The organism is Actinomadura monticuli (genome assembly GCF_041463655.1).
In the GTDB taxonomy this organism is placed as follows: Bacteria; Actinomycetota; Actinomycetes; order Streptosporangiales; family Streptosporangiaceae; genus Spirillospora; species Spirillospora monticuli.
Genome location: NZ_JAXCEI010000015.1, coordinates 115,230 through 127,878 on the forward strand (window position 1 = coordinate 115,230; position 12,649 = coordinate 127,878).

The following is a 12,649-nucleotide window of genomic DNA, read 5'->3' on the forward strand; positions in this document are numbered from 1 at the left end:
CCGCCCGCGCCGACGGGCTGCGGTCGCGCGGGCGGCCCCCCGGGGCCGGGTCCCGGCGAGGCGGCCCCGCGCGCCGGCACGGTGCGGCGCGCGCCCGGCCCCGGCGGCGCCGCCGCGGGCGGCAAGGTGCTCACCGCGCTCGCCGTCGGCAGCCACCTGCCCGCCCGGCTCCTCGCCGGCCTGCCGGTGACCGCCACGACCCGCGCCGCGCTCGGCGCGGAGCTGTCGCGCGGCTGGCTGGCGCTGCACGCCGCCGCCCGCCACTCGGCGCCCGCGCGCGCCGAGCTGACCGCCTGGATGCTCGACGACGAGGTCGTCGACGCCTACGCCGCGTCCGTCGCGCCGCTGGTCGGGCGGGCGCACTGCCTGCTCGACCTCCTCGGCGGCGAGCCGGGGTGCGTCCGGGAACTGCACGGGCTGGTCGACGAGACCGTCGCCCACCTGCCCAGGCCCCGCCTGGCCGTGGCCTAGGGGGCCGGCGCCGATGACCGCTCCCGGCCGACTCTCCGACCTCCTCGTCTCGCACGGCCCGCGGATCGCCGCAGCGGTCGGCGAGGCCCTGCACGGACACCCCGCCTACCTGCCGATCCGGCGCGCCGCCGGGCCCATGTTCGGCGGGCGCGGGGAGACCTGCACCCGTCTCATCACCCTCGTCCTCACCGGCGAGCCGCTGCCGGACGACGACCTGGGGCGCTTCCGCGACCTCCCCTTACCGCGCGGACGAGCTGCTGGTGGAGCTGGCGATCCTGGAGCAGCCCGCGATCCGCGGCCGGCTCGCCGCCGTGCTGAAGCCGCTCGACGCCGGCACCGACCTGCGGCGGACGCTGGAGGTGCTGCTCGCCTGCAACCTGGACCGCGAGCGCGCCGCCCGCGAGCTGTGGATCCACCGCCGCACCCTGCACTACCGGCTGGACCGCATCCGGGACCTGTCCGGCGTCGACCCCAGCTCCGCGCGCGGCATCCAGCTGTTCCGCGCCGCCCTCACGTCCGCGCGGCTGACGAGCGACCGCGTCCCGCGCCCGGGGGGCGAGGGCCGCCGCGCGCAGGAGGCGTCGCTGCCCCCACCGCTCACGCCAGCCCCATCTCCCGCCGGACCTTCTCGAACTCGACCGCCATCGCGTCCGCCAGCGCGCGGGCGCCCGACAGCGGCCGGACCATCACGCAGAACTCGTCGATGAGCCCGGTGTCGTCGTGGTGCAGGAAGTCGCAGCCGTGCACCTCGCGGTCGCCGACCCGCGCCTTGAACACCAGCGCGTGGTCGCTGCCGTCGCTGATCTCGCGGACGTAGCGGAAGCCGGTGAACACCCGGGTCACCGCGCGCAGGATCGCGGTGACGGCGGCCCGCCCCTCGTACGGCGCGAACGCGACCGGGCTGAGGAACGTGACGTCCTCGGCCAGCAGCGCCGGGAGGGCGTCGACGTCGCCCTTCTCAATGGCCGCGCGGAACGGGTGCATGGGGCCCACCTCCAGGGCTCGGGTCATCGGCACGCCCCGTGAGGACGTGGCGAAAGCCTAGGGGGAGCGGGGCCCGTCCGCGATCACCGCGGGGAGCGGCGTCAGGCGCCCGGCTGCAGCAGCACCTTGATCGCGCCGTCCTGCTTCTTCTGGAACATCTCGTACGCCCGCGGCGCCTTCTCCAGCGGCCAGCGGTGCGTGGCGAGGTCCATCACGCCGAGCGGGTCGGCGTCGTCGGCGACCAGCGGCATCAGCTCGTCGATCCACTTCTTGACGTGCGCCTGGCCCATCCGCAGCCCGATGCCCTTGTCGAACATCCTGAGCATCGGCAGCGGGTCCGTCATGCCGCCGTACACGCCGATCACGGAGATCGTCCCGCCGCGCCGGACGATCTCGATCGCGGTGCCGAGCGCGGCGAGCCGGTCCACCCCGACGCGCTGCATCACCGGCGCGGCGGAGTTGCCCGGCATCAGCCCGGTGAGGGTCTGCGCCAGCTTGGCGCCCGGCGAGCCGTGCGCCTCCATGCCGACCGCGTCGATCACCGAGTCGGTGCCGCGGCCCCCGGTCAGCTGGCGGACCGCGTCGGGCACGTCGTCGGCGTCGTCGGAGTCGACCACCTCGATGCCGTGCCGCCGCGCCATCTCCAGCCGCTCCGGGACGAAGTCGACCGCGATCACCCGGTATCCGAGGTGGCGGGCGATCCGCGCGCACATCTGCCCGATCGGGCCGAGGCCGAGCACGGTGACCGACCCGCCGTCCGGGACGTCCGCCCAGTCCACGGCCTGCCGCGCGGTCGGCAGCACGTCCGACAGGTACACGAACCGCTCGTCCGGCGGGCCCTCCGGCACCTTGATGGGGCCGAAGTGCGCCTGCGGCACCCGCAGGTACTCGGCCTGCGCGCCGGGCACCTGCCCGTACAGCTTGGTGTAGCCGAACAGCGCCGCCCCCGAGCCGTGCTCGCGGACCTGCGTCGTCTCGCACTGCGCGTACAGCTGCATGCCGCACATGTGGCACCGGCCGCACGAGATGTTGAACGGGATGACCACGCGGTCGCCGGGCTTGACGTGAGAGACGTCCGGGCCGGTCTCCTCGACGACGCCCATCGGCTCGTGGCCGAGGATGTCGCCCTCGTCGATGAACGGCCCGAGCACCTCGTACAGGTGCAGGTCCGACCCGCAGATGCCGGACGAGGTCACCCTGATGATCGCGTCGTCCGGTTCCTTGATCGTCGGATCCGGCACGCTGTCGACGCGGACGTCGCGCTTGCCGTGCCAGGTGACAGCCTTCATCGTCTTCCTCCTCGGACACGGGACGGCCTCGTTCCCAGCCCGCCCTACCCTGACGAGCAGGGCGAAACGTCCGCCACGGGCGGCGGTGGGGGCCCGCCGCCGTGCGGACCGCCGGGGGTGTTCCGGCGGGCCGGTCCGGACTGAGAGCGTAAACAAGGGGTAAAGCAGGCTGCATGAACGATGCCCCCCTGCGCCTCGGCGTGCTCGACATCGGCTCCAACTCGGCGCACCTGCGGGTCGCCGACCTCGTCCCCGGGCTGCCGCCCATGCCCGTCCGCTCGGTGAAGAGCAGCGTCCGGCTGGCCGAGGCCACCGACCTGCACGGCGTCATCGGCCGGCCCGCCGTCGGGCGGCTGATCGCCGCGGTGCGGGAGGCGGTCGCCGCCGCGGCGGCCCTCGGCGTCGACGAGCTGGTCCCGTACGCGACGTCCGCGCTGCGCGACGCCGCCAACCGCGACGACGTCGCCGCCGAGGTCCGCGCCGCCACCGGCGTGCGGCTCGGGTTCCTCACCGGCGAGCGGGAGGCACGGCTGACGTTCCTCGCCGCGCGCGGCTGGTACGGGTGGTCGGCCGGGCCGATGCTGCTCGCCGACATCGGCGGCGGCTCCATGGAACTGGCCTACGGCGCCGGGCGGGAACCGGAGGTCGCGCTGTCGGTGCCGCTCGGCGCGGGCCGCCTCACCCGGCACCATCTGCCGCCGCGGCCGCCCGTGCCCAAACGCACCCGGAGGGCGCTGCGCGCGCACGTCCGGTCCGTGCTCCACGAGGCGACGGCCGGGATCGCGGGGCTGCCGGCGCCGGTCCGCGCCGTGGCGACGTCCAAGACGTTCACCCAGCTCGCCCTGCTGTGCGGCGCGCCGAAGGCGAAGGCCGGACCCTACCGGGCGCGGCGCCTCGACCGGCGCGATCTGCACGACTGGATCCCGAAGCTCGCGAAGATGCCGGACGAGGAGCGGGCCCGGCTGCGCGGGGTGAAGGCGTCCCGCGCCCATCAGATCCTCGCGGGCGCGATCGTGGCGGAGGGCGTGATGGACGTCCTCCGCCTCGACCGCCTCGACGTCTGCCCGTGGGCGCTCCGCGAGGGCATCTTCCTGCACCGGCTGGACGAGGCGGTGCGGGGGCGCGCTCCCGAGCCGTTCCCCGAGCAGCGGCCCATGACCCTGCGGGGCGCGTCGCTGCGCGCCGTCACCTGAGCGTCCCGCGGGCCCGTTTGGCGCGCGGCGCGGCGGGCAGTTCCGCGACCAGGACGGCGCCACCCGGCGCACGCTCATGGGGGGAGCACGTCATGGCATTCGCCGACGCGCGGGAGATCAAGGAGATCCTCGGGGACCTGGCGTTCCCGGCGAGCAAGGAGCGGATCGTCGAGCACGCCCACGACCGGCGGCCGGAGGGGGAGGCCGAGCACGCGCTGCTGTCGCTGCCGCTCGGCACCTACGACAGCGTGGCCGAGGTGGTGCGGTCGGTCCCGCTCGACCCCGACCCCGGGCGGACCCCGTCCGAGCGGGACCACCAGCGCCGCCACCACGAGAAGCCCGGCCTCGGCGAGCACCTGCGGCACACCGAGCGGTCGCCGTTCGAGGAGGAGCTGGACCGCGGCGACGAGGTGTGACGCCGGGCCCCGGCGCCCGCGCCCCTCCGCCCGCGTTTGAAAGGGGCCCGCGCGGCAAGTCCCCCGATGGGTCCGGACGAGGGAGGAGAGCCGCGGATGACGGCCGTGCGGGGGAGGAACGACACCAGCGTCGCCGACGCGCTCGCGCGGCACCGCAAGGGCACGCGGGTCGGCGACGTCCTGGCCACCACCGACCACAAGGTGATCGGCTACCTGTACCTCACGACGTCGTTCATGTTCTTCCTCGCCGCCGGGCTCATGGCCATGATCATGCGGGCCGAGCTCCTGGAGCCCGGCAAGCAGGTGGTCGGCAACCACCTCTACAACGAGCTGTTCACCATGCACGGCACGATCATGATGCTGCTGTTCGCGACCCCGACCTTCCTCGGCTTCGCCAACGTGATCGTCCCGCTGCAGATCGGCGCGCCGGACGTCGCGTTCCCCCGGATGAACGCGCTCACCTACTACCTGTTCCTGTTCGGCGGCCTGATGGTCCTCGCGTCGTTCATCGTGCCGGGCGGCGCCGCCGCCTACGGGTGGTTCGCCTACGCGCCGCTGACGTCCGAGACGTTCTCGCCCGGCCTCGGCCCCGACATGTGGATCATGGGGCTGGTGCTGTCGGGCTTCGGGACGATCCTGACCGCGGTCAACATCACCACCACGATCGTCGCGATGCGCGCCCCCGGCATGGTGATGTTCCGGATGCCGATCTTCACCTGGAACGTGCTGCTGACCAGCCTGATGGTGCTCCTCGCGTTCCCCGTGCTGACCGCCGCGCTGTTCGCGCTGGAGGCCGACCGCAAGCTCGGCGCGCACATCTACGACCCCGCGCACCACGGCGCGCTGATCTGGCAGCACCTGTTCTGGTTCTTCGGCCATCCCGAGGTCTACATCGTCGCGCTGCCGTTCTTCGGGATCGTCACCGAGATCCTGCCGGTGTTCGCCCGCAAGCCGCTGTTCGGCTACCTCGGGATGGTGGCGGCGACCATCTCGATCACGGGGCTGTCGATGACGGTCTGGGCGCACCACATGTTCGCCACCGGCGGCGTCCTGCTGCCCTTCTTCTCCATCACCTCCTTCATGATCGCCGTCCCGACGGGCATCAAGTTCTTCAACTGGGTCGGCACGCTCTGGAAGGGGCACCTGACGTTCGAGACCCCGATGCTGTTCGCGCTCGGGTTCCTCGTCACGTTCCTGTTCGGCGGCCTGACCGGGGTGCTCCTCGCCTCGCCCGCCCTCGACTTCCACCTCACCGACTCGTTCTTCGTCGTCGCGCACCTGCACTACGTGCTGTTCGGCACCATCATCTTCGCGACGTTCGGCGGCTTCTACTTCTGGTGGCCGAAGATGACCGGCCGCATGCTGCACGAGGGCTGGGGCAAGATCCACTTCTGGACGCTGTTCCTCGGGTTCCACCTGACGTTCCTCGTCCAGCACTGGCTGGGCGCCGAGGGCATGCCGCGCCGCTACGCCGACTACCCCGACGAGTTCGCCACCCTGAACTTCGTCTCGTCGATCGGCGCGTTCATCCTGGGCGCCTCGACGTTCGCGTTCCTGTGGAACGTCCTGCGGACGTGGCGGCGCGGCGAGAAGGTCGACACCGACGACCCGTGGGGGGCCGGCGGTTCGCTGGAGTGGGCCACGTCCTGCCCTCCGCCCCGCCACAACTTCACGTCGATGCCGCGCATCCGCTCCGTGCGTCCCGCGTTCGACCTGCACTACCCGGCGTTGGAGCCGCCGCAGGAGGCCGAGCCGGCGCTGCCGCCGCCGCGCGAGTCCTGAGAGCCGCGCGAGTCCTGAGAGACCGGGCCGGCCGGGGCCGGGTCAGTCGCCCCGGCCGTCCTCCGCCGGTCCGCGCTCCAGGTCGCCCTGGCCGCCGCCGTACGACTCGGACTGGTAGTCGAGGTAGAAGCGGTTGGCGCGGGTCCGCACCTGCGTGCGGGCGCGGTCCGGGGTCGGCAGCGGGATGAGGTGGTCGGGGTAGGGGGCGACCAGTTCGCCCGGCTGCCGGGTCCGCACGATCGCCTCCCTCTCCTCGGACGGCCGCTCGTGCCGCTCCTCGAAGCCGCCGGCCGGGCTCAGCGAGATCAGGCCGCTCTCCACGCCCTCCTCGCGGATCCGGAGGTCGCGGCGCTGCAGGCTCAGGCAGACGCGCCGGGCGATGACGAACGCCAGGACGGGGGCGACGAAGCACCCGACGCGGGCGAACCAGGTCGTCCAGAAGAGCGGGATCCTGAAGGTGTAGGAGATGATGTCGTTGCCGCCCGCCAGTAGCAGGGTGACGTACCAGGCGACGGCGGCGGCGCCGATCGCCGTCCGCGTGGGCGCGTTGCGCGGCCGGTCCAGCAGGTGGTGGACGCGCTCGTCGCCCGTGGCCCAGCGTTCCGCGAACGGGTACAGCCCGATGAGCGTGAAGAAGACCCCGGGCAGGACGACGGCGGGCAGCAGCACGTTCCACGAGACGGTGTGCCCGGCCACGGTCGTCGACAGGGGGCCCATGACGCGCAGCGAGCCTTCGAGGAAGCCGACGTACCAGTCGGGCTGCGAGCCCATCGAGACCTGGTCCGGCGCGAACGGGCCGTAGAGCCAGACCGGGTTGATCTGGAAGAACGTCGCCAGCGCCGCCAGGACGCCGAACGTGAACAGGAAGTACGCGGCGCTCTGGGTGGCGAAGTGCGGGAAGGTCTTCTCACCGCTCACCGCCATCTCCCGGCGGCCCCGGCCCGGCCACGTGGTGTGCGTCTGGTGCCAGAGGATCATCAGGTGGACGGTGACGAGCGCGATCAGGATCCCGGGGACGAGCAGGATGTGCACGGTGAACAGCCGCGGGATGAACTCCTCGCTCGCCGGGAACTCGCCGCCGAAGGCCCACATGCTCACGTACGTCCCGACGACGGGGATCGACAGCATGATGCCCTGGGCGATCCGCAGGCCGGTGCCGGAGAGCAGGTCGTCCGGGAGGGAGTAGCCGGCGAACCCCTCGAGGAGCGCCAGCACGAACATGGTGACGCCGATCACCCAGTTGATCTCCCGCGGCTTGCGGAACGCCCCGGTGAAGAAGATCCGCATCAGGTGGACGATGATCGCCGCGACGAAGACGTTCGCCGCCCAGTGGTGGATCTGCCGCATCAGCAGCCCGCCCCTGACGTCGAACGTGAGGTGCAGCGTGGAGGAGTACGCCTCGCTCATCCGCACGCCCTTGAGCGGCGCGTACGAGCCGTCGTACACCTGCACCGCGCCGCTCGGCTTGAAGAACAGCGTGAGGAACACGCCCGTGAGGATGAGGATGACGAACGAGTAGAGCGCGATCTCGCCGAGCAGGAACGACCAGTGCTTGGGGAACGCCTTCTTGATGTTCTCGTCCAGGAACGTGGTGGAGCCGAGCCGGTCGTTCACCCCCTCGACCAGGTTCCCCAGCCTCTGCGAACCCGACCGTCCCTTCCGTCTCGCCATCGCGCGTCTCCCCTGGCCGAGCCTCGTTCTCCGCTGGGCGGGTACCCGAGCCGCATCACCGCAAACGGAGGGTCACGCCGCGCGCGGGCCGCCGGCGGAGCCGAGGCGGTGCCGGACGATCTGGATGTCGGCCCGCAGCCGGTCGGCGGCCAGCGGGTCCGGCTCCAGGCCGCCGAGCCCCGCCTCGATCAGCTCCAGCTGGTCGGCGCGCAGCCGGGCGAGCAGCCGGCGCGGTTCCCCGGCGGGCACGCCCCACCACTCCTTGCGGCGCCACTTGCGGAACGCGAGCACGTGCCCCTCGCCCGGGACGAGGACGCCCTTCGCCGTCTCGGCGTGCACCGTCCGGCGGAAGTGCGACAGGTAGCGCCGCCTCGCGATCCTGTACGCCACGATGGCCGCGAGCAGGATCGGCGCGCCCTTCACCGGCAGCAGCAGCACCCCGGGCAGGACGGGCGCGTCCCACCACGAGTGCAGCGCCATCGCCAGCAGCAGCGCGCCCGCCGCGACGGCCAGGCTCGTCCGGGACGCGCGGCCGAGCAGGCAGCCGAGCCCGGCGCCGCCGACCGCCGTCATCGCCCAGTGGCTCCACCACGCCCCGCCGATCACCCGGCTGCCGAAGGAGAAGAACGCCGCGTTCGCGTCCTGCGTGGCGCCCGTCAGCACGATCGTGTTCAGGACGTACAGGAAGTTCTCGGCGAACTGGAAGCCCAGCCCGGCGAGCGCCCCGTACCCCCAGCCGTCGAGCGGGCCGCGGACCGCCGCCGGCGCCATCAGCGCCAGCACCGCGACGCCGAGCAGCTTCAGGATCTCCTCGTCGACGGGCGCGGCGATCGACGCGCCCCACACCGAGTTGAATCCCGGTCCCGCCGTCTTCCCGAGGATCGCCTGGAACGCCGCGTTGGCGGGCAGCGCCATGCCGAACGCGGCGAGGCCGCCCCACGCCACCGCGATCAGCGCGTACCCCAGCGGGCGGGACCGGACGGGGTGCAGCCGCCGCAGCACCCAGACGCCCACCACCAGTGTCGGCGTCAGCAGCGCGAACCCGATGATCGCGCCGGCCGGGAACGCCGCGACGCCCACGCCGATCCCGCGGAAGGCGATCCAGACGCCGAGCAGGCACGCCGCCGCCCACAGCCAGAACGCCGGCCGGCGCGTCATGACGGCGCCGAGATCGTGATGGTCCGCACCATGGCCTCCACCTCCGAAGAGAGCCTCTGGTACGCGCCCGGCGGGCCCGCCGCGGTCACGGTCGCGCCGAGCGTGTCCCGGGCGAACACGGTCGCCATGCCGGCGCGCTCCCGCCCGGCGAGCCGCCCGGTCAGCCCGGTCAGCCCGTGCGCGGTGGTGATCGGGACGGGCTGCGCGTGCAGCCGCGACCGCCCCCCGACGGCGACGATCCGGCCGAGGCCGTTCCAGAGCCTGCGCGCGTCCAGCGGCCCCAGCGGCACGACGACGCTCACGGAGAGGCCGACCCCGGAGTTGGCCAGTTCGACGTTGCTGGTGAGCGAGGACCGCGCCCGGTCGAGGACCCAGCCCGCCGAGGGCACCGTGAACGTCACCGGGCGGACGCCGTCGCGCCGCACCCCCACCGACAGGACCGTCCCCGCCGCGAGGGGCTTGCCGGCGCTGCCGAGGGCGGTGTCGAGGAGGGGCAGGCCCGCGCCGAGGACGAGCAGTACGAGGGCCACGAGCCCAGTGCCCCACCATCTCACCCGCGCCACGTGACCCCCCGATGACGTGCGCTGCCGAAATGCCCCTTGACGGCGGCCCTAAACGAGATCGGTGCGCGGTGGTCACCAGTGCGCGGGGCGTTCGAGGGCGGCGGGCAGCCGGGTGGCGGCGTCGCCGCGCGCCGAGTTCAGCTGCGCCTGCGTGAGGAAGAGGCACCCGGTGAGGTCGGCGCCGCGCAGGTCGGCGTCCCTGAGGTCCGCGCCGATCAGGTCGGCCGAGCGCAGGTCGGCGCCGCGCAGGTCGGCGGCGATCAGGTACGCGCCGCGCAGGCAGGCGCCGCGCAGGTCCGCGCCCTTCAGCCGCGCCCCGATGAGGTCGGCGCCCCGCCGGTTCCTCCGGCGGCCGGGCACAGCGGCCCTGGCCAGCTCGCTGGCGCGCAGGAGCAGCGCGTTCACCCGGTCGCGCACCGCCGCGACGTCCACCGCGGCGACCTCTTCGGGACCGCCCAGGGTGAGGCGGTCGACCTCGTCGAAGGCCCGCCGCAGCTCGTCGCGGACGGGAGCGGCCGCGGGCATCGCCACCGCCTCGTCCAGGTACCACAGCAGCTCGTGGAGCCCCCGCATGACGGGGAACACCTCGGACATCCGGCGCGCGAGGCCCGGGTCCGCGCGCCAGTCGCGGCCGGCGAAGGTCTCCCGCGACACCTTCTGGCCCGCGCCGAAGCAGTCGAAGACCGTGCAGCCGGCGAAGCCGCGCCGCCGCAGGTCGGCGTGGATGCCGCAGCGGAAGTCGGCCAGCAGGTTGCGGCACGGCTCGCCCGCGCCCTTGTCGAACGCGAAGTCGGCCGACTCGGCGAACGGCAGCGCGACGCAGCACAGGCCGAGGCAGTTCGCGCAGTCGGCCTTCAGGCCCGCCCGCTCGGTCACCCCGCGCCTCCGTCCGTGGACAACGTCCATTCTCGCCCTCCGCCGCCCCTGCTCCGGACGGGCACGGTGGGATACAGTCCGGAAACGCCCATGACGACACCCATGACCGAGTCCGCCATCGTCGCCCGGCTGCGCGCCGCAGGCTGCGTGTTCGCCGAGGACGAGGCGCGGCTGATCCTCGCCACCGCCCGCACGCCGGACGACGCCTCCGCCATGGTGGAGCGGCGCGCCGCTGGGCTGCCCCTCGAACACGTCCTCGGCTGGGCGGACTTCTGCGGCCTGCGGATCGCCGTCGAGCCCGGGGTGTTCGTGCCGCGCCGCCGCACCGAGTTCCTCGTCCGGCGGGCCGCCGCGCTCGCCCCGCCGCGCCCCGTCGTCGTCGACCTGTGCTGCGGTTCCGGCGCGCTGGGGGCGGCGCTCGTCGCCGGCCTGGACGAGTACGCCCTGCACGCCGCCGACGTCGAACCCGCCGCGGTGCGCTGCGCCCGCCGCAACATCGCGCCGTTCGGCGGCCACGCCTACGAGGGCGACCTGTTCGCGCCGCTCCCGGACGCGCTGCGCGGGCGCGTCGACGTGCTGCTCGCGAACGTCCCCTACGTGCCGACGGGCGACGTCGCGACGCTGCCCGCGGAGGCGCGCGACCACGAGCCGCGGGTGGCGCTGGACGGCGGCCCGGACGGCCTGGACGTCCTGCGCCGCGTCACGGCCGAGGCGTCGCGGTGGCTGATCCCCGGCGGCCACCTGCTGTTCGAGACGAGCGAGCGGCAGGTCCCTGAGGCGGTCGCCGCCGTCGAGCGGGGCGGGCTGGCCGCCGCGGTCGCGACGTCCGAGGAGTTCTACGCGACCGTCATCGTCGGAGCAAAACCTGTGTAAAACCCGTCGGGTGGGTACAGGTCGGTCAGGACGACCTGAAGGAGTGAAAACAATGCGCCGCATCAGTGCAGCGCTCAGCGCGATCGTCGGCACGATCATCAGCATCGTGACCCTTCCGATCCGGGTTCTGCAACGGCTTCTGACCCCCTCCCGAGGCCGCGCGACCCGCACCCGGCGCTAAGGGCGCGACGTAAAACGGAACGCCCCGGGCCGTACCCCCCTCGAACGGCCCGGGGCGTTCGCGCGTAAAAAATGCTTTGCGCGTTCGCGGGCCGTCCAGCACCCTATGAGTAACGAATTCATGCACGTCAAGGGTCTGTAGCTCAATGGGAAGAGCGCCCGCCTTGCAAGCGGGAGGTTGCCGGTTCGAGTCCGGCCCGATCCACCCGGCGGGGCCTTCAGCGTCCCGCCGCACGCCGCACAGGCCTAAATGGGTGAGGCGCCTGACTTCCAATCAGGAGAATCGAGTTCAATTCTCGGGTGCGGCTCTGGACTGGACCGAAGGGAGTAACGACCCCCGGCCGGTTCTGCACGTGCCCGAGGCGGGCGGACGCCACCGCCCGCCGCAGGGCGCCCAATGCTGGATCGTCCAATGGCAGGATGCGTGATTCTGGATCACGTCATGCGGGTTCGACCCCTGCTCCAGCAGCCGCCGTTCACGGCCGCCCGCGATGCGGGCCCGCCGCGTCGTCCAGGCGACCCGGTCGGGGGCCGCCGCCCCGGCGGGCGATCCCGGCACCTCAGCGCACCCGCCTCACGAGCTCCGCGAGCTCGGCGGTCTCGGCGCCGGTGAGGTCCGTGAGCGGCGGGCGGACGGGCCCGGCGGACCGCCCGGTGACCCGCATGCCCGCGCGCGACCAGGCCGTCCTGGGACGCCTCGGTCAGGTAGGGCGGGAACAGCAGCACCCCGTCGGCGCCCGCATCCTCGGCCTCGCGGGCCATCCGCGCCGCCGTCGCCGTCCCGTACCCGGCGGGCGCGATCACCGGGAGGCCGTCCGGCGCCTCCTCGACGGCGGCGCGCACCACCCGGCCGACCTCCTCGGGCGCGAGGGAGAAGAACCCATCATGTACTCGCCCGTCGAGGCGCGCTACTTCCACGAGCTGGTGATCAGCCTGTTCCGGCAGGCCGGCGTCTCACCCGTGTACGCGCAGTACCTCAGCCAGGTGCACAGCATCCTCGCGCTGGTCGGCTGCGGCTGGGGCGTCGCCATGGTGCCCGCCGCCGCGTCCCGGCTCCGCTACGCGGGCGTGACGCTCCGGCCGGTCGCCCTCGCCGGGCCGGACCCCGTCGAGCTGAGCCTCACCTGGCGGCGGAGCAACGACAATCCGGCGCTCGCGAAGCTGCTCCGGCACCTCTGAGGCGTCTTGACCGG

Annotated in this window: 15 protein-coding genes and 3 tRNA genes; 11 read left to right on the plus strand and 7 right to left on the minus strand. The window is 73.5% G+C overall.

From position 1 onward, the window contains the following. Positions 1-81: 81 nt before the first annotated feature. Positions 82-471 (plus strand): hypothetical protein, encoded by a 390-nt coding sequence (locus SM611_RS29140; RefSeq protein WP_371953500.1) that lies wholly within the window; start codon positions 82-84, stop codon positions 469-471. A gap of 260 nt (positions 472-731) precedes the next feature. Continuing rightward, on the plus strand, positions 732-1,178 hold the full coding sequence (locus tag SM611_RS29145; protein ID WP_371953501.1) for a PucR family transcriptional regulator: 447 nt from the start codon (positions 732-734) through the stop codon (positions 1,176-1,178). Here SM611_RS29145 and SM611_RS29150 read toward each other — a convergent pair. Then, complete coding sequence (locus SM611_RS29150) at positions 1,069-1,482, minus strand: nuclear transport factor 2 family protein (protein WP_443112150.1); 414 nt, start codon at positions 1,480-1,482, stop codon at positions 1,069-1,071. The genes SM611_RS29145 and SM611_RS29150 overlap by 110 nt on opposite strands. A 74-nt stretch (positions 1,483-1,556) precedes the next feature. Then, positions 1,557-2,744, minus strand: coding sequence for a zinc-dependent alcohol dehydrogenase (locus tag SM611_RS29155; RefSeq protein ID WP_371953502.1), 1,188 nt, complete (start codon positions 2,742-2,744; stop codon positions 1,557-1,559). Positions 2,745-2,917: 173 nt separating this feature from the next. Between SM611_RS29155 and SM611_RS29160 the strand changes: the two genes are divergently transcribed. From SM611_RS29160 to ctaD, 3 genes are all read left to right on the plus strand, one after another. Continuing rightward, positions 2,918-3,937, plus strand: coding sequence for a Ppx/GppA family phosphatase (locus SM611_RS29160; RefSeq protein ID WP_371953503.1), 1,020 nt, complete (start codon positions 2,918-2,920; stop codon positions 3,935-3,937). A 92-nt stretch (positions 3,938-4,029) separates the two neighbouring features. Next, positions 4,030-4,353, plus strand: coding sequence for a DUF2795 domain-containing protein (locus tag SM611_RS29165; protein WP_371953504.1), 324 nt, complete (start codon positions 4,030-4,032; stop codon positions 4,351-4,353). A 96-nt stretch (positions 4,354-4,449) separates the two neighbouring features. Continuing rightward, positions 4,450-6,135 (plus strand): aa3-type cytochrome oxidase subunit I, encoded by a 1,686-nt coding sequence (ctaD, locus tag SM611_RS29170; RefSeq protein WP_371953505.1) that lies wholly within the window; start codon positions 4,450-4,452, stop codon positions 6,133-6,135. Positions 6,136-6,177: 42 nt separating this feature from the next. Here ctaD and qcrB read toward each other — a convergent pair whose 3' ends face one another. From qcrB to SM611_RS29190, 4 genes are all read right to left on the minus strand, one after another. Next, positions 6,178-7,806 (minus strand): cytochrome bc1 complex cytochrome b subunit, encoded by a 1,629-nt coding sequence (gene qcrB / locus SM611_RS29175; RefSeq protein WP_371953506.1) that lies wholly within the window; start codon positions 7,804-7,806, stop codon positions 6,178-6,180. 72 nt (positions 7,807-7,878) lie between these two features. Continuing rightward, positions 7,879-8,964, minus strand: coding sequence for a PrsW family glutamic-type intramembrane protease (locus SM611_RS29180; protein ID WP_371953507.1), 1,086 nt, complete (start codon positions 8,962-8,964; stop codon positions 7,879-7,881). Next, complete coding sequence (locus tag SM611_RS29185; RefSeq protein ID WP_371953508.1) at positions 8,961-9,494, minus strand: hypothetical protein; 534 nt, start codon at positions 9,492-9,494, stop codon at positions 8,961-8,963. The genes SM611_RS29180 and SM611_RS29185 overlap by 4 nt, the downstream gene beginning before the upstream one ends. 105 nt (positions 9,495-9,599) lie before the next feature. Beyond that, positions 9,600-10,433: a pentapeptide repeat-containing protein gene (locus tag SM611_RS29190; RefSeq protein ID WP_371953509.1), complete on the minus strand. Its 834-nt coding sequence runs from the start codon at positions 10,431-10,433 to the stop codon at positions 9,600-9,602. A gap of 60 nt (positions 10,434-10,493) precedes the next feature. On the opposite strand from SM611_RS29190, the gene SM611_RS29195 reads away from it, so the two are divergent. The 5 genes from SM611_RS29195 (at position 10,494) to SM611_RS29215 (ending at position 11,925) form a co-directional block, all read left to right on the plus strand. Beyond that, on the plus strand, positions 10,494-11,276 hold the full coding sequence (locus SM611_RS29195) for a putative protein N(5)-glutamine methyltransferase (RefSeq protein WP_371953510.1): 783 nt from the start codon (positions 10,494-10,496) through the stop codon (positions 11,274-11,276). 52 nt (positions 11,277-11,328) lie between these two features. Then, on the plus strand, positions 11,329-11,457 hold the full coding sequence (locus SM611_RS29200; RefSeq protein ID WP_371953511.1) for an LPFR motif small protein: 129 nt from the start codon (positions 11,329-11,331) through the stop codon (positions 11,455-11,457). Between the two features lie 131 nt (positions 11,458-11,588). After that, positions 11,589-11,661, plus strand: a tRNA-Ala gene (locus tag SM611_RS29205). 30 nt (positions 11,662-11,691) lie between these two features. Beyond that, positions 11,692-11,764: transfer RNA gene (locus SM611_RS29210), tRNA-Gly, on the plus strand. Between the two features lie 90 nt (positions 11,765-11,854). Next, positions 11,855-11,925, plus strand: a tRNA-Gln gene (locus SM611_RS29215). Here SM611_RS29215 and SM611_RS29220 read toward each other — a convergent pair. Then, the gene (locus SM611_RS29220) at positions 11,892-12,374 is read right to left on the minus strand and encodes a dihydrodipicolinate synthase family protein (protein WP_371953512.1); all 483 of its coding nucleotides are present in this window, start codon (positions 12,372-12,374) and stop codon (positions 11,892-11,894) included. The two genes, SM611_RS29215 and SM611_RS29220, sit on opposite strands and share 34 nt — an antisense overlap. Between SM611_RS29220 and SM611_RS29225 the strand changes: the two genes are divergently transcribed. Next, the gene (locus SM611_RS29225; protein WP_371953513.1) at positions 12,342-12,635 is read left to right on the plus strand and encodes a LysR substrate-binding domain-containing protein; all 294 of its coding nucleotides are present in this window, start codon (positions 12,342-12,344) and stop codon (positions 12,633-12,635) included. The genes SM611_RS29220 and SM611_RS29225 overlap by 33 nt on opposite strands. The last annotated feature ends 14 nt before the right edge of the window (positions 12,636-12,649 follow it).